Origin of the sequence: Arenibacter certesii DSM 19833 (assembly GCF_000429545.1) — a bacterium.
Classification (GTDB): Bacteria; Bacteroidota; Bacteroidia; order Flavobacteriales; family Flavobacteriaceae; genus Arenibacter; species Arenibacter certesii.
The window spans coordinates 114,536-135,050 of the sequence record NZ_AUCB01000007.1; the positions used below are offsets into that span (position 1 = coordinate 114,536).

At 38.3% G+C, this 20,515-nt stretch carries 19 protein-coding genes and 1 tRNA gene; 6 read left to right on the top strand and 14 right to left on the bottom strand.

Going from position 1 to position 20,515, the window contains the following annotated elements:
* Positions 1 to 58 precede the first annotated feature (58 nt).
* On the top strand, positions 59 to 1,492 hold the full coding sequence (gene asnS / locus G466_RS0104230) for an asparagine--tRNA ligase (protein WP_026812532.1): 1,434 nt from the start codon (positions 59 to 61) through the stop codon (positions 1,490 to 1,492).
* 40 nt (positions 1,493 to 1,532) lie between these two features.
* Positions 1,533 to 2,990, top strand: a complete 1,458-nt coding sequence (gene rpoN, locus G466_RS0104235; protein ID WP_026812533.1) for an RNA polymerase factor sigma-54 — start codon at positions 1,533 to 1,535, stop codon at positions 2,988 to 2,990.
* 599 nt (positions 2,991 to 3,589) lie between these two features.
* On the opposite strand, the gene G466_RS0104245 is transcribed toward rpoN, so the two are convergent.
* The 8 genes from G466_RS0104245 to G466_RS0104280 all read right to left on the bottom strand — a co-directional run bounded on the left by G466_RS0104245 (position 3,590) and on the right by G466_RS0104280 (position 8,910).
* The gene (locus tag G466_RS0104245; protein WP_026812535.1) at positions 3,590 to 4,279 is read right to left on the bottom strand and encodes a porin family protein; all 690 of its coding nucleotides are present in this window, start codon (positions 4,277 to 4,279) and stop codon (positions 3,590 to 3,592) included.
* A gap of 88 nt (positions 4,280 to 4,367) precedes the next feature.
* On the bottom strand, positions 4,368 to 4,850 hold the full coding sequence (locus G466_RS0104250) for an ExbD/TolR family protein (protein ID WP_026812536.1): 483 nt from the start codon (positions 4,848 to 4,850) through the stop codon (positions 4,368 to 4,370).
* 21 nt (positions 4,851 to 4,871) lie between these two features.
* A complete protein-coding gene (locus tag G466_RS0104255; protein WP_026812537.1) occupies positions 4,872 to 5,501 on the bottom strand; it encodes an ExbD/TolR family protein in 630 nt (209 codons plus the stop codon).
* 14 nt (positions 5,502 to 5,515) lie between these two features.
* On the bottom strand, positions 5,516 to 5,959 hold the full coding sequence (locus G466_RS0104260) for a hypothetical protein (RefSeq protein WP_026812538.1): 444 nt from the start codon (positions 5,957 to 5,959) through the stop codon (positions 5,516 to 5,518).
* Positions 5,960 to 5,983: 24 nt separating this feature from the next.
* On the bottom strand, positions 5,984 to 6,733 hold the full coding sequence (locus tag G466_RS0104265) for a MotA/TolQ/ExbB proton channel family protein (protein ID WP_026812539.1): 750 nt from the start codon (positions 6,731 to 6,733) through the stop codon (positions 5,984 to 5,986).
* A 76-nt stretch (positions 6,734 to 6,809) separates the two neighbouring features.
* A tRNA-Ser gene (locus G466_RS0104270) sits at positions 6,810 to 6,897 on the bottom strand.
* Positions 6,898 to 6,969: 72 nt separating this feature from the next.
* A complete protein-coding gene (locus tag G466_RS0104275; RefSeq protein ID WP_026812540.1) occupies positions 6,970 to 7,998 on the bottom strand; it encodes an asparaginase in 1,029 nt (342 codons plus the stop codon).
* Positions 7,999 to 8,142: 144 nt separating this feature from the next.
* The gene (locus G466_RS0104280; protein WP_026812541.1) at positions 8,143 to 8,910 is read right to left on the bottom strand and encodes a TatD family hydrolase; all 768 of its coding nucleotides are present in this window, start codon (positions 8,908 to 8,910) and stop codon (positions 8,143 to 8,145) included.
* Between the two features lie 37 nt (positions 8,911 to 8,947).
* Here G466_RS0104280 and G466_RS0104285 point away from each other — a divergent pair, with 37 nt between their 5' ends.
* Positions 8,948 to 9,388 (top strand): retropepsin-like aspartic protease family protein, encoded by a 441-nt coding sequence (locus G466_RS0104285; protein ID WP_026812542.1) that lies wholly within the window; start codon positions 8,948 to 8,950, stop codon positions 9,386 to 9,388.
* Positions 9,389 to 9,481: 93 nt separating this feature from the next.
* On the opposite strand, the gene odhB is transcribed toward G466_RS0104285, so the two are convergent.
* Both odhB and G466_RS0104295 read right to left on the bottom strand, forming a co-directional pair.
* A complete protein-coding gene (odhB, locus tag G466_RS0104290; protein WP_026812543.1) occupies positions 9,482 to 10,702 on the bottom strand; it encodes a 2-oxoglutarate dehydrogenase complex dihydrolipoyllysine-residue succinyltransferase in 1,221 nt (406 codons plus the stop codon).
* 93 nt (positions 10,703 to 10,795) lie between these two features.
* On the bottom strand, positions 10,796 to 13,615 hold the full coding sequence (locus tag G466_RS0104295; RefSeq protein ID WP_026812544.1) for a 2-oxoglutarate dehydrogenase E1 component: 2,820 nt from the start codon (positions 13,613 to 13,615) through the stop codon (positions 10,796 to 10,798).
* Between the two features lie 104 nt (positions 13,616 to 13,719).
* Between G466_RS0104295 and G466_RS0104300 the strand changes: the two genes are divergently transcribed.
* Complete coding sequence (locus tag G466_RS0104300; RefSeq protein WP_034234599.1) at positions 13,720 to 14,250, top strand: alpha-ketoglutarate decarboxylase; 531 nt, start codon at positions 13,720 to 13,722, stop codon at positions 14,248 to 14,250.
* Position 14,251: 1 nt separating this feature from the next.
* Here G466_RS0104300 and G466_RS0104305 read toward each other — a convergent pair whose 3' ends face one another.
* The 3 genes from G466_RS0104305 to G466_RS0104315 all read right to left on the bottom strand — a co-directional run bounded on the left by G466_RS0104305 (position 14,252) and on the right by G466_RS0104315 (position 17,167).
* The gene (locus tag G466_RS0104305; protein WP_026812546.1) at positions 14,252 to 14,608 is read right to left on the bottom strand and encodes a hypothetical protein; all 357 of its coding nucleotides are present in this window, start codon (positions 14,606 to 14,608) and stop codon (positions 14,252 to 14,254) included.
* Between the two features lie 296 nt (positions 14,609 to 14,904).
* Positions 14,905 to 15,921, bottom strand: a complete 1,017-nt coding sequence (galE, locus tag G466_RS0104310; protein WP_026812547.1) for a UDP-glucose 4-epimerase GalE — start codon at positions 15,919 to 15,921, stop codon at positions 14,905 to 14,907.
* Positions 15,922 to 16,012: 91 nt separating this feature from the next.
* A complete protein-coding gene (locus tag G466_RS0104315; RefSeq protein WP_026812548.1) occupies positions 16,013 to 17,167 on the bottom strand; it encodes a DegT/DnrJ/EryC1/StrS family aminotransferase in 1,155 nt (384 codons plus the stop codon).
* Positions 17,168 to 17,260: 93 nt separating this feature from the next.
* On the opposite strand from G466_RS0104315, the gene G466_RS0104320 reads away from it, so the two are divergent.
* A complete protein-coding gene (locus tag G466_RS0104320; protein ID WP_034234609.1) occupies positions 17,261 to 18,496 on the top strand; it encodes a 3-deoxy-D-manno-octulosonic acid transferase in 1,236 nt (411 codons plus the stop codon).
* Positions 18,497 to 18,827: 331 nt separating this feature from the next.
* Positions 18,828 to 18,953, top strand: a complete 126-nt coding sequence (locus tag G466_RS24585; protein ID WP_262482312.1) for a hypothetical protein — start codon at positions 18,828 to 18,830, stop codon at positions 18,951 to 18,953.
* A 287-nt stretch (positions 18,954 to 19,240) separates the two neighbouring features.
* Here the strand turns inward: G466_RS24585 and G466_RS0104325 are convergent, their stop codons facing one another.
* Positions 19,241 to 19,549, bottom strand: coding sequence for a hypothetical protein (locus G466_RS0104325; protein ID WP_051315520.1), 309 nt, complete (start codon positions 19,547 to 19,549; stop codon positions 19,241 to 19,243).
* Between the last annotated feature and the right edge of the window lie 966 nt (positions 19,550 to 20,515).

A 20,515-nucleotide genomic window follows, 5' to 3' on the forward strand; every position in this document is an offset into this window, starting at 1 on the left:
GACCAATTCATAATATGCAAAATGGCTATCTTTGCCACTTAAATCACAAGCAACTAGTATGAACACATATAGCGTAAAAGAAGTACTATCAACAGACCTCCTTCATAAGGACGTTATTGTTAATGGCTGGGTAAGATCATATAGAAGTAACAGATTTATTGCCCTTAACGATGGGTCTACAATAAACAACATACAGTGCGTAGTAAATTTCGAGGAATTTGACGACGAATTGCTAAAGCAAATAAATACCGGTGCTGCATTAAAAATATCGGGAACCTTGGTAGAAAGTCAGGGTAAAGGACAGCAAGTAGAAATACAAGTAAAAGAAATTTTTGTACACGGTGGTGCAGATCCGGACACCTATCCTATACAGCCTAAGAAACATTCACTTGAGTTTTTACGCTCAAAGGCACATCTTAGAGTTCGCACCAATACTTTTGCGGCAATCATGCGGGTACGTTCTGCCTTGTCTTTTGCGATACACCTGTACTTTCAAAAGAATGGCTTTCATTACGTTCACACGCCAGTAATTACAGGATCCGATGCCGAAGGAGCTGGAGAAATGTTCCGTGTCTCCACTTTAGATATGAAAAACACCCCGCTAACCGAAGACGGTGAGGTAGATTATAGTGAGGATTTCTTTGGCAAGGAGACCCATTTAACCGTTTCCGGACAGTTGGAAGGTGAGGCATACGCCATGGGATTAGGCAAAATATACACTTTTGGCCCTACATTTAGAGCGGAGAATTCTAATACCTCCAGACATCTATCTGAATTCTGGATGATTGAGCCCGAAGTAGCTTTTAATGACTTGGATGCCAATATGGATTTGGCGGAGGATTTTATAAAAGAGGTAATAAATTATGCCTTGGAAAACTGTAAGGACGACTTAGAGTTTTTACAGCAGCGACTTCTGGACGAGGAAAAAAGCAAGCCCGCAGCAGAGCGAAGCGACATGCCACTTATAGAGAAGCTGAAATTTGTATCGGAAAACACTTTTAAAAGAGTTTCCTATACAGAAGCTATCGACATTCTAAGGAACAGTAAGCCCAATAAGAAGAAAAAATTTAAATACCTAATAGATGAGTGGGGTGCCGATTTACAGAGTGAGCACGAGCGTTATTTGGTAGAAAAGCATTTTAAATGTCCTGTAATCCTTTTTGATTACCCAGCACAGATCAAAGCATTCTATATGCGCTTAAATGAAGATGAAAAAACGGTAAGGGCAATGGATGTTTTATTCCCTGGAATTGGTGAAATAGTTGGTGGATCACAGAGGGAAGAGCGACTAGATGTACTAAAAGAGAAGATTAAAGCCCTTAATTTAAGTGAAGAAGAGTTGTGGTGGTACTTGGAACTAAGAAAATTTGGTTCTGCCACTCACAGTGGATTTGGCCTAGGTTTTGAGCGTTTGGTACTCTTTACCACCGGGATGGGCAACATTAGAGATGTAATCCCATTTCCTAGAACACCGCAAAATGCAGAGTTCTAATCTTTATTCTTTAACTTTATAGGTTAGATTACGACCCATTATGCTTAAACAACATCTACAATTTAAATTATCGCAAAAATTATCTCCTCAACAAATTCAGTTGATGAAGTTAATTCAATTGCCTACGCAGGCATTTGAACAACGCTTAAAACAAGAGCTAGAGGAAAACCCAGCCCTAGAAACAGGAAAGGAGGAGATAGAGACCGAGCAAGATGAGTTTGATGATCTATACGATAACGAAACAGATAGTGAGAGTATAAGTGCGGAAGACATTAACATAGATGAATATTTAAGTGATGACGAAGTTCCCGACTATAGAACGCAAGCCAACAACTATAGTCAGGATGACGAGGAAAAACACGTGCCCTATGCTGCAGGCATTTCCTTTAATCAATATTTACTTAATCAGCTCAACACCGTCTATCTTAACGAAGAGGAGTGGGCTATTGCCAATTTTCTGGTGGGCAGTGTAGACGAGAGCGGATACATAAGAAGGCCATTAGAGGATATTATGGACGACCTGGCCTTTACTCAAAACGTATACACAGACGAAAAGACCATAGAGAAGGTATTACGCGTTGTACAAAGTCTAGATCCTGCAGGAGTTGCCGCAAGATCTTTGGAAGAATGCCTTCTTATTCAACTAAAAAGAAAGGAACCTACAGCACGTATTGAATTAGCTATTGACTTATTGGAGAAATCTTTTGAACAGTTTTCAAAAAAACATTACCAAAGACTCATCCAGAAACACAATATCACCGAGGAGCAATTAAAAGACGCAATTTCCGAAATAGAACGCCTTAACCCTAAGCCGGGAGGCTCCTATTCAGGAAACAATAGGATTGTAGAGCATGTTGTCCCAGATTTCACTATCCGCATCGTAGAAGGGGAATTAGAATTGAGCCTAAACGGAAGAAACGCTCCAGAATTACACGTATCCAGGGAATACAGCAATATGTTAGAAGGCTATAAACATTCCAAAGAAAAATCCAAATCACAAAAGGATACGGTAATGTTTATAAAGCAAAAATTAGACTCGGCAAAATGGTTTATAGATGCAATAAGGCAACGCCAGCAAACGCTATTTATAACCATGAACGAGATTATGCAATACCAAAAGGAGTATTTCCTAAGTGGAGATGAGCGTAATTTACGCCCTATGATCTTAAAGGACATTGCAGATGCCATAGACATGGACGTCTCTACGGTCTCCCGTGTGGCCAACAGTAAGTATGTTGATACTCCATATGGCACCAAACTGATCAAGGATTATTTTTCAGAATCCATGAAAAATGAACAGGGGGAAGACGTTTCTACCAGGGAAATAAAGAAAATCTTGGAAATGGTAATCATGGATGAGCCGAAAAGGAAACCTTATACCGATGATAAATTGGCGGCCCTATTAAAGGAAAAGGGATATCCAATAGCACGTAGGACCGTAGCAAAGTACAGGGAGCAGTTAGATATTCCAGTAGCAAGGCTGCGTAAAGAGATCTAATGAGGACCTTATTCCTGATAGTCTCCAATGTATTACACCCACTTTACATCCCATTTGCAGGGACATTGGCCTATTTCTTGATTACACCCAAATACAGCCCTTTTGAGACCCAGAGCGGCAACATTGCGCCCATATTCATCCTTACTGTAATTATCCCCGTAATCATATATTTTATATTTCGAAATCTAGCGGTTGCCAGTACCATACCGTTACCTAATTTCAATAATAGAAAATATACTTTATACCTAACATTGGCATTATTGCTGTTGGTTTTACTTAGAATAATCCCTAATAATTTCACACTAGAAGTATACTTTTATTTCTTAGGCTTGATTGCAGCCATTTTTTGCGCATTAATACTTATATTTCTTAAGTTTAGATGTAGTTTACATCTTATGGGAATGGGCAGTCTGTTGATGTTCTTAATAAATCTGAGCATACATTTTGAAAAGAACCTTATAATAACAATAAGCATCACTACATTTCTTACTGGCCTTTTAGCAACCTCTAGGCTTTACATTAACCCTAATAGGAGAGCAGAAGTCATTATAGGTCTTTTAATAGGGGTATTTACCCAGCTATTCACTATTAAATTTTGGCTATAATATATAAAAGACAAGTCCTATTTGTAGTGGCTGCAAATCTAAGGGGGTGCCAGAGGGCAAACTAACACCCTGTTTAAACAAGGAGGTTAGTGCATAATACGCATGTATATTAAAGGTATTATACCCCACATTTAGGGTCAATCCATACTGAAAGTTTCTAATATCCGGATTTTTGAATCCTATCTTTCCTGAATTGCCAACAAATTTAGAACGATTCCCCACCACATAACCCAATTTCATTCCAGTATAAATTCTCCAAAACTTATATTCTTCGGGGGTAGAATTACGCCATCTCAATTGAAGCGGCATTTCAATGACATGGGTTTCTATTTTATTTCTCTTATAGGAGGTATTCCCATCCAATAACTCATATGCTATACCCGAATCAAGTTTATGGGCACGCACATTAGAATAATAAGAATTAATAGCGTAACCAAGCCCTAAACCAAAACCAAGGGTTCTATCCCAGTTCACCGGAATATCTTTGATAAAACCGCCTTGAAGGCCGTAAGAAAGGTTCCTCTGCTCCACGTCTACAGGTAAGTCCCTAAGAAAGTTATAGGTAACCCCAACGTAAAATTGATCCTCCAAATACTTCCTATTTTCCTGATCATATAGGACGTGTTCTTGAGCGACCATACCGAAGCCAACAAGAAAAAATAATAAAAGTAATGCTCCCTTCATAAGGAATAAAGGTAATTAATTAAACATAAAAAAAACGCTTCAAATGCGAGCATCTGAAGCGTTTAAAATCTCTAATCCTTTTTACTAACTATTGTAAGTTCCGGAACGCATCACCTTCATAGGTGGTGTAGTTCACTTTTAAGGCATTTACTTTTCTAAGTTCTTGTTTAATATCTGATATGATACCCATATTAGCATCTTTATCCACTTTAAGTGATGTGGTCAATACATTTTGTAGTTCTTGTGGCTTTTTTGCTCTTTCCATCAAAATGTAATCTCCTACTTCAGAAGCTTCTGCGAACTTATCGTTCAATTGAATTTTAGATTCGGTTCCATAAACCTTCTCATATTCTTTGGTAGGTTTTCCAACATAGATATAAATTACCCTATCCTTTTTCTCCAGTTTTTTGATTTCAGTAGCGTTAGGCAGGGTGTTATCTACCTTTAAGGTACTATCTTTCATTACGGTAACTGTCATAAAAAAGAACAAGAGCATAAAAACGATATCTGGTAAGGATGCCGTATTCACAGCTGGTAAAGCGGCGTCCTTTTTCTTGTTAAATTTTGACATAGTAATTCTATTTATTAACCATTAATTAGTTGAAGCTGAAGCGGTTTCTGCTTCAGACAATTTCTGCGGAAACAGATCCTGAATTCTTTTCACTTTTTCCTTCAACTCATCCTTAACACTAGAAGGAGTTTCTGGATTAAGATACTCCGCTTCCATATCCGTAAAGTTTCTCTTGTACAAACGTTGGGCTTCACGGTTCCTAAGATCATTATAAGCTCCAACCAATTCATTTTGCACCGTAATGTAGGTAGAGTACTTAGTCTCCCTATCATTCTTCAAAGATATAATTGCCTTAGATGGACTATCGGATGAAGAAGCATCTCTAGCTCCTTTACAGTAGTTACAATAATCGTCACTACCGGAGGGCGATCCCCCATTATCTAAAAATGCAATGGCTTTAGCTCTAAGGTCTTTGATATTAATCAATTCCTCATCGACTAACAATTGCCCTTCACGGTTAATATTAACCTGAAATATATTCTTTTGCTTAATAATCACATCCGTATCTGGCGGCTCTATAGGTGGCAACATACGATCCAATCCTGCATCCGTCTCAATAGTGGTGGTCACTAGAAAAAAGATAAGCAATAAGAACGCAATGTCTGCCATAGAACCTGCATTAACCTCTGGTGGTGCTCCTCTTTTTGACATAATATTGTTTTAAATTATTTACTGATCATTTTCTTAACGCCAGAATACAACATGGCTGCTACAGCAATAATAGTCAGAAGGAAGAACACGTTTAATCCTGTTCCAATTGCCTTTACCGTATCTACGGTAGTAGGCACGCCCTTTCTGGCCATTTCATCCAAGTTTACATCTGTACCAGTGGCCATAGCGTAGGATATTACTACTACAATCAAAAGGCCAACTACAGCAAACAAGGCTTTCTTTAAACCTCCTTTAGAGGTGAATAAGTTCATCAATCCAAAAAGGACTGTAGCAACTATTGCAATTCCCAATAGAATATAGGTGATAATGAACATAAAGTTCATAGATCCATTGTTAATGGCCTCCGTTGCCGGAACGTCTGAACTAGGTAACTGGAACCATAATATGGCTCCCACAAGACCGAGTACAACTAATATTATTTTAACTATTTTATGCATGATACTTTAAGTATTTAGTCCGACTTATTTTTTGTGATCTGCCAACATATCAATCAAAGTGATTGATGAATCTTCCATGTCATTTACAATACTGTCGATTTTTGCAATGATATAGTTGTAGAAGATTTGAAGGATGATCGCAGTAATAAGACCAAATACCGTAGTCAATAATGCTACCTGGATATCACCTGCAATAAGCGAAGCACTCAAGTTACCTACAGCTGCAATTTTCTGGAAAGCCTGAATCATCCCGATTACAGTACCCATAAATCCAAGCATCGGTGCTACCGCGATAAATAGAGATAACCAAGAAACGTTCTTCTCTAACTGTCCCATTTGAACACCACCGTAAGCAACAACCGCTTTCTCAGCAGACTCGATGCTATCGCCAGCTCTTTCCAAACCTTGGTAGTAGATAGAAGCAACAGGCCCCTTAGTATTTCTACAAACTTCTTTAGCAGCTTCAATTCCGCCTGATGCCAATGCATCTTCAACTTGCAATTTTAATTTTGTAGTGTTGGTAGTGGCCAAGTTTAGATAAATAATCCTTTCAATAGCTACAGCCAAGCCTAGGATCAAACATAAAAGTACGATACCCATAAAGCCGGCACCCCCTTGTATAAACTGTTCCTTTAGCACTTGCGTAAAACCTTTTTCAGCAGCTGGAGCCGCGTCTTGCAAAACTGCCGCCGCAGCTACGACTTTTGCACTTACAGTATTTGTACCTGCTACAAATAACCCAGCTGTTGCTAGGATAGAGAATAATCTTTTCATTTTCTAAACTTAATTTTAGTTAGTTAATAGGGTTAAAGATAAAAAAAAAACACAATAAAAAAATTAAAACTTAAAGCAGAGAGGAAGGGATTCGAACCCTCGATACCCTTTTGGGGTATACACACTTTCCAGGCGTGCGCCTTCGACCACTCGGCCACCTCTCTATTTCACACTTAAATTACTGGGGTGCCAAATAACAAAAAATAAATTAGTTAATGAAATTTCGCGCCCTATTTTTATTGCATTTCTCCTCTTAGAGAGGTTTCAAATATGGTTTTGAACAACTTAGGAGAAATATTATTTCCTAAAAGATACATCAATTTGGCAATTGCAGCCTCTGTGGTGATATCTTTTCCGTTAATCAAACCCAAATTTCGGAGATGTTCACTGGTTTCATACTGTCCCATTAACACACTTCCGCCTGAACATTGTGTTACGTTCACCACAAATATACCTTTTTTAATAGCGCTACCAAGTTCTTTTTTAAACCATTCTTCCGTTGGAGCGTTGCCAGATCCATAAGTTTCTAACACCAAGGCTTTTAAATTTGGGGTATTCAACACACTATGCAATAAAGACTGACTAAAGCCAGGAAAAATCTTTAAAATAGCAACGTTTTGGTCCATATTTCTATGCACTTTCAAAGTTTTCCCCTTCTTCCCCGTTAGCAACATTTCCTTATTCACTTTTAAATGTACACCAGACTCCGCCAAAGAGGGATAATTCATGGAGGCAAAGGCCTCAAAGTGCTCCGCATTGATCTTGGTAGTGCGATTAGCTCTGTAGAGTTTATATTCAAAATATAGACAGACTTCCTGTATAACGGGCTTGTTATTTTCTTGTAAAGCCGCTATCTGTATAGAGGTAATGAGGTTTTCCTTAGCATCTGTACGTAAATCACCAATAGGAAGTTGCGATCCTGTAAAAATAACTGGCTTGCCCAAGTTTTCCAACATAAAACTTAAAGCAGACGAGGTGTAGCTCATTGTATCACTCCCGTGCAACACTACAAACCCATCATAACTCTCGTAATGATCTTCAATTATTTCAGCTATAACCACCCAATTGTTGATACTCATATTAGAGGAATCTATAGGTGCATCGAAAGAAATACTATCAATATCACAATCCAATTGATACAGCTCTGGAATATTCTTAAGGAGTTTTTTAAAATTAAATGCCTTTAACGCTCCAGTATTGTAATCTTTAACCATTCCAATGGTGCCACCAGTGTAGATCAATAGAATATTCGTCTTATTATTTATCAAAGTCAAACCGTTTATATTACATGTAATTTATCAGATTGTTTCTAGATAAGCTTTGCAGAAGTGCCGCGAGTAAATCTATGCTTTTAAGATAGGACTTCCAGCTTTAAAGCTAGGCGGAAACCAAATTGCTTTACCGAATAACTATACGCCAAAGACTTCCTTGGAATTTGCGGTGGTGATAGCCGCAACTTCATCTACATCCATATTATATAAAGATGCCACTTTTTCTAACACATGTACTATATAAGAGCTCTCATTTCGTTTTCCTCGATAAGGCATTGGAGCCAAGTAAGGCGAATCTGTTTCTAAAACTATATGTTTAAGGTCAATTTTATTTAAGAACGCATCGATCTTTCCATTTTTAAAAGTTACCACTCCCCCTATTCCCAGCTTCATATTATAAGATATAGCCTTTTTTGCTTGCTCATAATCCCCAGTAAAACAATGAAAGATTCCAAAGAGATCGTCTCCTTTTTCAGATTCTAAAACTTCAAAGATCTCATCAAAACTATCCCTTCCATGTATCACTATAGGGTATCCATATTTTTTAGCCCATTGAATCTGCTGCTTAAAAGCAATCTTTTGTTGTTCTAAAAAACTTTTATCCCAATATAGATCTATCCCTATTTCCCCAACTGCATAGAACTTCCGAGCCGTTAGCATTTCTTCTACATGAGCTAGCTCTTCCTTATAATTTTCCTTTACATAAGTGGGATGCAATCCCATCATTAAAAAAACATGCTCTGGATAGGCTTTTTCCAGATCTAACATAGAAGCGGCATAGGTGGAATCTATCGCGGGGATAAAAAAACGATTAACGCCTAGATCCAGCGCTCTTTTTATTACCGACTCCCTATCTTCCTCAAAAAGTTCACTATATAAATGGGTATGCGTATCCGTTATAATCATGCAACAAAAATAAGATTATCTTTGACAAAAAAAGTACATGGCCAGTCTGAAATCATTTCTAAAAAAGAAAAATTATATCTGCATACCTCTTACCCTTACTGCTACCAACCATTTTGAAATAAAGGTTTCCATCAATGGGGTAGAAGGACTATTTATTCTAGACACCGGCGCATCTAACACTTGCATCGGAATGGACAAAATAGACTTTTTTAAGCTGAACTCAAAAGAGTCTGAAATTAAAGCTGCTGGAGCGGGAGCAACAGAAATGCTAACCAAGCTATCAACAAAAAACAAGATTGAAATAGGCAAATGGTTAAAGAAAAAGCACAAAATAGTCCTCTTTGACCTTGTACATGTAAACGAAGCGCTAACCTCGCATCAAGCGATGCCCGTAGATGGCATCATTGGGGCCGATCTATTAAAAAAAGGAAAAGCCATCATCGACTACAAAAAGACGAGACTTTACCTAAAACAATAAATATTCACCCCAATAAAATAAATATCCATACAAAAATAAGGCCCACTGGATTATACATCTAGCAGGCCTTTTATAAATTAATTTGGTAGATTATTACATCTCCAATGCTTTCTTAACGTTATTGTCCATTAAGAACTCTTCAGGATTCTCTAATGCCTCTTTAACGGCAACCAAGAAACCAACAGACTCCTTACCATCTATTATCCTGTGATCATAGGATAAAGCCACATACATTATAGGAGCAATAGCTATTGCTCCATCCCTAGCTATAGGACGCTCAACAATATTGTGCATACCTAAAATAGCACTCTGCGGAGGATTGATAATAGGAGTAGACAACATAGATCCAAACACTCCGCCATTGGTAATAGTAAAGGTGCCACCGGTCATTTCATCAACTGTAATGTCTCCCTCTCGTGCTCTAATGGCCAATCTTTTAACCTCAGACTCCACCCCTCTAAACGTTAGGTTCTCTGCATTCCTAATTACAGGCACCATAAGTCCTTTTGGACCCGAGACCGCAATACTAATATCACAGAAGTCATAAGAAATCATTTCGTTGCCATCTATCATGGAATTGACCGCCGGGTACATTTGCAAGGCCCTTATTACCGCTTTAGTAAAGAATGACATAAAACCAAGCCCTACATTATGCTTATTTTTAAAATCTTCTTTATACTGCTCCCTTAATTTAAATATAGCAGACATATCCACCTCATTAAAAGTGGTAAGCATAGCAGTTTCATTCTTAGCAGATACTAACCGCTCTGCCACTTTCCGACGCAGCATAGATAGTCTTGAACGACTTTGCCCCCTAGAACCGCCAGTTGGCGTACCCATAGACGGAACTGCCTTAACAGCATCCTCCTTGGTTACCCTGCCATCTTTCCCAGTACCTTTTATTGTTGCCGGATCTATCTCTTTTTCAGCCAATATTTTTTTAGCAGCAGGTGATGCCGCACCCGTAGCATAAGTTTCTTTGCTTGCTTTTTCCTCTACAGGCTTATCAGCAACTTTCTTTTCTTCTGGCTTGCTTTCTGGAGCAGCTTCTTTTTTAGCAGCTCCCTCTGGCTTTTCAGCACTAGTATCAATTAAGCAGACAACAGCTCCTACCGCTACCGCATCGCCAACTTCTGCTTTTAAAGTAATAATCCCACTTGCTTCCGCAGGCAATTCCAAGGTAGCCTTATCAGAATCAACTTCAGCGATGGCCTGATCTTTTTCTACATAATCCCCATCACTCACCAACCATTCCGCTATCTCTACCTCTGTAATAGACTCCCCCGGGGAAGGAACTTTCATTTCTAAAATCATTTGCTATAATTTTAATTTTTGATTTGTCTTATTTTCTCTCCAATACAACAGTCTGTGATTGGACTTGTTTCTTCGTTTATAGCCGCAGCTACTTTAACTATTTTTTGTTTCTTTTCTTGCTAGCTCAGGATTCCTACTCATATTGTTCTTTTCAATATCGAATACATAATCGATCACCTGCTGATGGCGACGTTTAGAGCGCACTGCACTACCCGCTGCCGGAGAAGCATAAAATCTTCTGGAAGCCACCCTAAATTTATGGGCTTCGCTAAAATGCATAACCATATGCCCCCAAGCTCCCATATTTCTTGGTTCTTCCTGGGCCCAAACTATATCATCTGCAAATTTATACTTTTTCATGATAGCCTTAATCTGACTGGAAGGCATTGGGAACAATTGCTCTATCCTTACCAAAGCAACATCATCTCGGTTATTTTCTTCTCTAACAGCCAAGAGGTCATAATAGAATTTACCGGTACAGAATACCAAACTCTTTATCTTTTTCACATCAGCAGTAGCATCATCAATAACTTCTTGGAACTTACCATCGTAAAATTCCTCTACAGTAGAAACCGCTCGCGGATGTCTTAAAAGGCTTTTTGGAGTAAAAACAATTAATGGTTTTCTAAAGTTTACCTTCATCTGCCTCCTAAGCATGTGGAACAAGTTAGCAGGAGTAGTTACATCGGCAACATACATGTTGTCCCTAGCACACAACTGCAAATAACGTTCCATCCGTGCCGAAGAATGCTCGGCACCCTGGCCTTCATATCCATGCGGCAATAACATTACCAAACCATTCTGCAACTTCCATTTATCTTCAGCTGCAGAGATATATTGATCGATCATTATCTGAGCACCATTACTAAAATCCCCAAACTGAGCCTCCCAAATAGTTAATGTATTTGGACTCGCCATTGCGTACCCATAATCGAACCCTACCACACCATATTCGGACAATAGAGAGTTATAAATCTGAAAATCCCCTTGCTCTTGGGATATATGATTAAGGAGCATGACCTCTTCCTCACTCTCTTCTACTTTCATTACCGCATGACGATGGGAAAAAGTACCTCTTTCCACGTCCTGACCAGACATTCGGACGCCATACCCTTCCTCTAGTAATGAACCATATGCCAGCAGCTCTCCCATGGCCCAATCCAAAGAATTCTTTTCGAAGAACATATCCTTACGGTCTTGGACCAAACGCTCCACTTTACGTAAAAACTTTTTACCCTTTGGCAATTCGGTCAATACTTGAGCTATTTGGGTAAGCTTCTCCTTACTATAGGTAGTATCTACCGGATCTAACATCTCCCAATCCCTTACATACTGAAATCCTTTCCATTCATCAGCCATAAATGGAGTGATGATTGTTTTATCTTCTTTCCTAGAATCTTCCAATTCCTCTTCTAGATCGGCCTTATATTGTTGTTCTAATTCTCTTACATAATCTTCTCCAATAACGCCTTGCGCAATTAAAGCTTCCGCATAGATATCCCTAGCATTTTTGTGTTTAGCAATTGCTTTATACAATTTAGGCTGGGTAAACCTAGGCTCGTCCCCTTCATTGTGCCCATATTTCCTATACCCTAAGAGATCTAAGAAGACATCCCTTTTAAAGCGCATCCTAAATTCTAGGGCAAAAATAGAAGCGTGCACTACCGCTTCAGCATCATCGGCATTTACGTGTAACACTGGACTCAACGTCACCTTTGCTACATCTGTACAATACGTAGAGCTTCGGGCATCCAAATAGTTAGTGGTAAACCCAATCTGATTGTTCACTACGATATGAATAGTACCATTGGTCTTATATCCGTCCAACGTAGCCATCTGCACTAATTCATAAACAAGACCCTGCCCCGCGATAGCGGCATCTCCGTGTACCACGATAGGTAATATCTTAGAGAAATCGTCCTTAAAATGTGTATCTTGTTTAGCTCTGGTAATTCCTTCCACTACTGCACCAACAGTTTCTAAGTGCGAAGGGTTGGGAGCAATATTCATTTTAATTTTCTTGCCATTCCTGGCTTTTCGCTCGGAAGTCCATCCAAGGTGATATTTTACGTCCCCGTCAAAAATCTCCTGATCATAGTCCTTTCCATCAAACTCACTAAAAATATCTTTTGCTTCCTTCCCAAAAATATTGGTGAGTACATTTAGACGACCTCTATGTGCCATCCCCATCACAAATTGCTCAACTCCCATTTCGGCAGCTTTCTCTACCATAACATCTAGGGCAGGAATCAATGATTCGTTCCCTTCCAAGGAAAATCGTTTCTGTCCTACGTATTTGGTATGAAGGAAACCTTCAAAAGACACTGCTTCGTTCAGTTTCTTTAGGATATGTTTCTTTTGCTCTGCATCAAAATTGGGATGGTTATCATTTACATTCAACCAATCCTGTATCCACTTTACCCTTTCCGGATTTCGGATATACATATATTCCACGCCAATAGCATCACAATAGATATTAGTGAGGTGTTCAATGATTTTATCAAGTGTACTTGGACCAATACCCAATATCTCCCCTGCAGTAAAGACCGTGTCTAGATCTGACTTCTCCAATCCAAACTCTTCCAAATCCAATGTAGGGAAGTATTGTCTCCTCTCCCTTACGGGGTTAGTTTTAGTGAAGAGATGCCCCCTAGTTCTGTAGCCATCTATTAACCGGACCACTTGAAACTCCTTCTGCAAGGCCTTGGGCACCTCTACCGTTTGCCCATCCACTGCGGAAGGAGCTGGCGATTCTAACGCAAGACCGTCACTGGAACTTTCCATTCCAAAGTCAAATCCTTGGAAGAAAGCTCGCCAACTGGGCTCTACACTATCGGGGTTAATTAAATACGTGTCGTATAATTCTGCAAAAAATGAAGTATGTGCAGCGTTTAAAAAAGAATATTTATCCATGAAAAAATTCTCTGTCTTTTGAACAAAAATTAAATCAAAAATACAACTTTTCGCATATCTAAGCTTATCTTAGACATAATATTGACAAATATTTAAGAATCATTATGAAAATAAGAGGTTACTCCCACATTTTAATATTCTTTTTACTGTTTTTCGGCCTATTGACATCTTTTGTTCATTCCCAAGGAAATCCATCTCAATCCGATTTTTGGAATAAAGTACAGATTGGAGGGGGTTTAGGCCTTGGAATTGGAAATAAGAGCTTTAACGCTTCTCTTTCTCCATCGGCACTGTACAGAGCAACCAATCAATTTAGCACAGGTGTAGCCCTCAATTTAAATTACGCAAAATTTAATGATGCACAACTCATGGCATATGGTGGATCGTTATTAACCTTTTACAATCCCATTCCGGTAATACAATTCTCTGCCGAACTAGAACAGCTCAGGGTAAACAACAAAATAAAAATTAACGGTGAAAACCATACTACTTCCTATTGGTCTCCAGCACTTTTTGCGGGAATTGGGTATAGCATGCCTAATATTACAATGGGAGTTAGATACAACGTTTTACATGATGATCAGAAAAGCATTTACGCCAATGCTTGGATGCCCTTTGTCCGTGTCTATTTCTAACTTACGACCGGTATTTCTTTCGGAACCAAACTTTTTGCCATTCCCGTTTTAGGATCTCAAAGCTCACTTCCCCCGATATTTCCACCACATCATTACTCTTAACCGCCTTTACTGCGTTTTCTGAAACATCGATAATATAAAGAAGGTTTAGATATTCGCTAAATCTCTCCATTATAAGATAGTATACTTTTTCATGGATCACAGTCTTTAGATCCATCGGTAAAATATCATCTGGAAAATCCACAAAAACGTTGGCAAGGGTAAAATCTTTCCTAAGCTGCAACACTAGATCACGATAAAGACTGTTTTCCTGGGCATATTCTAAAAGCGCCGCAATATTGGGGAATTGGTTAACCATACGCTATTTACGGACATTTTTATACTTTGGCTTACACGCTCTTATAGTAACTTCATCATTTGGCATAAATATCATATTTCATACAGGTTTCCATCCATAGTAATACTATTTCTCCTCTGATCCTACATCCATCCCCACTCTTCATAACAATCAAAATGCACTATCTATTAATTAGGAGGTCATGCAGTATAGGTAAAAAGACACGACCCCCAATCAGCTATTATTTAGAAGTTGAAATATTAACGGTAGATGCTTTCCAATGCCTCATTACTTGCTTCGCAGCTTGACTTAACGAATTATTTCCTTATTTTTTGCTCCCAAAGCCAAGCCGATTTCATAGCTTCATCCAAGGAAGACGCTGCTTGCCACCCTAAAACCTCATTTGCTTTGGTGGTATCTGCATAGGCGGTCATAATATCACCTGCTCTACGCCCCACAATTTTATAGTTCAATTTTTTACCGGAAACTCTTTCAAAACTTTGGATTACTTCCAAAACGGAGCTTCCTTTTCCAGTTCCAACATTGAACACCTCATAATTCGCTTTATTCTTACCATCCAGTAGACGCTCTAAGGCAACAACATGAGCTTTTGCCAAATCTACTACATGAATATAGTCTCTTATACACGTTCCATCTTCTGTTGGGTAATCTCCACCAAAGACTGAAATTTGCGCTCTTATTCCGGCACCAGTCTGGGTAACAAAAGGCACCAAGTTTTGGGGTATTCCTATTGGCAACTCCCCAATCTCTGCAGAAGGGTGTGCTCCCATCGGATTAAAATACCTCAGGGCAATAGCATTAATAGTAGGGGTTACCTTGCAGGTTTCCTGAATAATCTCCTCCCCTATTTGCTTGGTATTTCCATAAGGCGATTCTGCAGCCTTTACCGGTGCATCTTCGGTAATGGGTATTTTATCGGCCTGACCGTATACGGTACAGGAAGAACTAAATATAAAACTAGCGCGCTGCTTTTTTGATAGCTCTTTTAAAAGGTAAACTAAAGTACCTATATTGTTTTCATAGTATAGTAAAGGCTTTTCTACACTCTCCCCTACCGCTTTGGAGGCGGCAAAATGGATTACTCCTGCTATGTCTTGATGTCTTTTAAAGAAATCCTCCACTTTGGATTTTTCTTTTAGATCTATTTTTTCAAATCCAGGTCTTTTCCCAGTAATGGCTACAATTCCGTCCAAGACCTTTTCGGTAGAATTGGAAAGGTCATCTATAATTACCACCTCAAAGCCTTTCTTTTGTAATTCTACTGTTGTATGGGACCCTATAAACCCTAAACCTCCTGTTACTACTATTTTCATTTCTTTATTATTGTAATTGGTTATATATGATTCCGCACTATTTATTAGTAAAACTGCGGATCCACAATAAGGATTAATCCTTTTAAATTAATTACGAATTCACAAATTTTATAAGGGTCGATGTAATATACGTTATCTGCTCGTCGTCCAACTCTGTATGCATCGGAAGTGAGATCACTTCCTTCACCAACTGGTTGGTTACCGGAAAATCCTCTTCCTTATAGCGTTCGTCCAAATATGCTTTTTGTTTGTGAAGTGGGATTGGGTAGTATACCCCACATGGAATCTGCAATTCTGCAAAGTGCTTTACCAAGGCATCACGTTTACCGTTGGTTATTCGTAGGGTATATTGATGAAAAACATGGCAATCACAATTTGCGCCCGCTTCTCCACAAGTATGGACAATACGAGGGACTAGTATATGCTCTTGACCTTTAAAGGCCTCAGAGTACTTCCTAGCGGCTTCTGCTCTTTGCTGATTATACTTATCTAGATGAGGCAATTTAGCACGGAGCACTACTGCCTGAATAGAATCTAGTCTGGAGTTCACTCCAACCACATCGTGGTGATAACGCTCATACATTCCATGATTAACAATCCCCCTTAAGGTATGCGCCAATTCATCGTCATTGGTATAAAGTGCTCCTCCATCCCCATAACATCCTAAGTTTTTAGAAGGAAAAAAGGAAGTGGCAGCTACATTACCAAAAGTTCCTGATTTTTTACGACTCCCGTCCTTTAGGGTATAACTAGCCCCAATAGCTTGGGCGTTGTCTTCAATTACATAAAGGTTGTGCTTTTCTGCTATCTCCAAAATTGCATCCATATTAGCACATTGCCCAAAAAGGTGAACAGGAACAATAGCCTTGGTTTTTGGAGTAATGGCCTTTTCTAGAGCAACTAGATCAATATTAAAACTATCTGGTTCTACATCTACCAAAACCGGGGTTAGATTCAATAGAGCAATAACCTCTACTGTAGCGGCAAAGGTAAAATCTGCCGTAATAACCTCGTCTCCTGGCTGTAGCCCCAATCCCATCATTGCTATTTGCAGGGCATCTGTACCGTTGGCACATGGAATTACGTGCTTTACCCCAAGATAATCCTCCAATTCTTTCTGAAAGGCATGTACTTCGGGCCCATTTATAAAAGCAGTAGTTTCCAATACATTGGCAATGGAACTGTTTACTTGATCTTTAATAGTCTGGAATTGACCGCTTAGGTCTACCATTTGTATTTTCTTCATCCTCCTGATTTATCAAAATAATATTGCAAAAATAAGGATTCGCAGCTAATGGATATTATTTAAAGAAGTATTTTAGCCCCAAACCTATTTAACGTGTCCAGGATTTACAATTTTGCCCTTCAAATAACTTCTTTGGCCTTACAACTAATCGCCTTATTTCATCCGAAAATTAAGCTTTTCATTGACGGCCGAAAAGAAGTTTTCACCCATTTAAAAAAGACCTTTTCCAAAGAAGACCAAGTACTTTGGGTGCACACTGCTTCGCTGGGGGAGTTTGAGCAGGGATTGCCTGTTATAGAGCAATTAAAGAAAAATTACCCTGCTTATAAAATATTGGTCACATTCTTTTCGCCTTCCGGTTATGAGGTCAAGAAAAATAGTTCTGCTGCCCATGCAATAACCTATCTCCCATTGGACACGATCAAAAATGCAGAACGATTTGTGGATTTGGTGAAGCCTAAGTTGGTCATTTTTGTAAAGTATGAAATCTGGCCAAACTATCTAAAAACTTTGGGGCAACGAAAAATACCTATCCTATTAATATCTGCTCTTTTTAAAGAGGAACAAATCTATTTTAAAAATTACGGGGGCTTTATGAGAGGAACTCTTCATCACTTCTCCCATATTTTTGTGCAAAACACCAATTCGGTTCGGCTTTTGAATAATATTGGGATTAAAAATGTTACTCTAGGTGGGGATACACGTTTTGACCGAGTAATGGAAATAGTGATTAGGGATAACCACTTGGCTTTTATGGAAGAGTTTAAAAGTGACTCTCCACTATTGGTTGCTGGTAGCACTTGGCCAGAGGATGAAGCAATACTTGTCCCTTATATCAATGCCGACAACGCTAGTTTAAAATATGTGTTGGCGCCGCACAATATTAAACCTGAACATATCAATAAGCTAAAAGCATCTTTTACTAAACAAACCGTACTCTACTCCCAGTTGGAAAACAAATCCTTGTCCGATTACCAGGTCTTAATTATAGACACTATTGGCATACTGACCAAAATATACAGCTATGCAGACATGGCCTATGTGGGTGGAGGTTTTGCAACTGGTCTCCATAATACCTTGGAACCTGCCGTATTTGGAGTACCTGTAATTATTGGCAGCAACTTTAAAGGGTTTAAAGAAGCCGAGGACCTGGTAGAAGAAGGGGGAGTTTTAGTAGTGAACAATAAAGAGGAGTACCATGATCTTATGACTCGATTGGTATCGGATTCGGAATTTCTAAGACGCACGGGAGACATCAATCGCAACTATATTAATAAAAATAAGGGAGCCAGCATACAGATTATGGAGCACATAAGTACTTTGCTTTAACAGCTGCATTACGTATCATGGTTATTCGATTAATCTCTCTCCCGTTTTACGAGGGCAGAACATGTGCCTAATTTTTGGTTCTTAAGCCTGATAGTTATCTTGTAATTTCATTTTATTCCAATACTACGCTAGTAAATCATGTTTAACATGATGTTTACAAAGGATAAGTTATGCGTAAGCGACAAACAAAACTTATGACTAGCAGTATTTTGCCGAAAATTTTGACTGTTCACCAAATAATTACAATAAATAACACACTAGTAATCGAAATCCACTCCTAATGGTTTCAAAATCAATTATTATTTCTTAAATTGTAGTAAAATCCTAAATTATGGAAGATGTCACTTTTGGCACACGGGTGCTTAATGGGTTTCTAAGCGTAATGATAGTGGTATTGATTGCGATACTTTTGGCTGTAATAGTAAGCCTAATTTTGGCCGCTTTCGGTTTCTTTTAACCCAAGTCCAAGCATGTAATTATACTAAATTCAGAGGCTTCACTTCTTGATGAACTTGTCATCAGGAAACCCTCATGTTCTTTTTATACAACACCCCTTCCACTTTATCATTATTACAAATCCATATATTTAATCTAGCGTTTTTTTTGAAACTAAGGTTTTAAGGCAGGTGGAAGTACCCCTAGATCATTAATAATTAGGAGAGTTGCTGGAAGAAACTGAGGGTTACATGAATAAAAAGTGCTATTAAAAAAAGAGAAATTGATTGGGCTTTTGACGTAAAATGGCTATTGGCTGCGATTATTGTTACCCATATTTTTAACAGCTTTTAAGCTATCCACTTCCTTGCGGAATCGCAAAATCATTAAACTATCCAACTGTTGTCCAATACTATCCCGCATAACCGACCAATTGTCCTCATTCATTTCCCCGGTATATCGCATAATTTTATTAAACCTGGCCACGTTAAATCGATTGGCTTTCCACGCAGCCTCAGTACTTTCATGATGCTTTAGATCCTGCAGATAAATCCCAATAATAAAACCAAGGATGACAATCACCATTGCAAATACCCAACGAGTATTAGTTTTAGACATTATTACAATATTATATTAAAAACACATTTATTCTTAAATACAGAACTACATCAACAAAATAATCAAGTTTATTCATAGCGTACAAGAAAAACACCTGAATAATTAATGCAAAATTACCAAGTTAAACTACTATCCCTAAAAAAATATAGATACCACCAAAAATAAGATTACTACTACAACCGCTCCACTAAATGTGAGAACGACCTCTATAACCTTGATTTTTCCATTCATCCCTCAAATTATATAACCTATCGATCAGTTACTTCCACATCTGTTTTGAAAACCAAATTAGTTTAGCGGTTATTACCCGATGATTGAACATTGCCTCTAAACAAATACTACTGAGAAAAAGTCTCTACAGCATTCATTTGCCACAAAGGTGAATTTAATTTATGCAGTCCCCTATAAACAAAAAAAAATCCCCGACCAACGTTCATAAACTCGGCTCAATTGCCCAAATCCATCCAAGAAATGAAAATAAAATGATGGGAAACAAAAAAATAAAGCTGATAACATTAAAGAATAACCGAGTGAACTACTAAAATAGTATCAATCAATTTCCATACTCTCTAAAGCTCTTAATATCCTTCGCGATATAAAAATTAATGCAAAACGGATAAGGACAACTACCTCCACTAATCCCCAACAAAACACTATGAACCTCCTATTAAATATGAAAAAAGGATAACACACTTGAATTAAAATGAGGATGCTAATCTGTTTATTTCTTATTTAAGATAATTTCATCCTAAATAAAATAATATGTATCTTTATGAATACCAAATAACTAGTGATTGAACCAATGCCGATACATTCAAAACCTATAGGCAGACAAAACCAATATAGGCAGTTCTAAAGTTAGGCGGAGCTAAAACAAATAATTCTTAAAAGATCATTGCTAATAAAAAACGACATAACACAAGCAACAACTTGATTTAAATTGGCTGTATATATGACTCTTCCTCT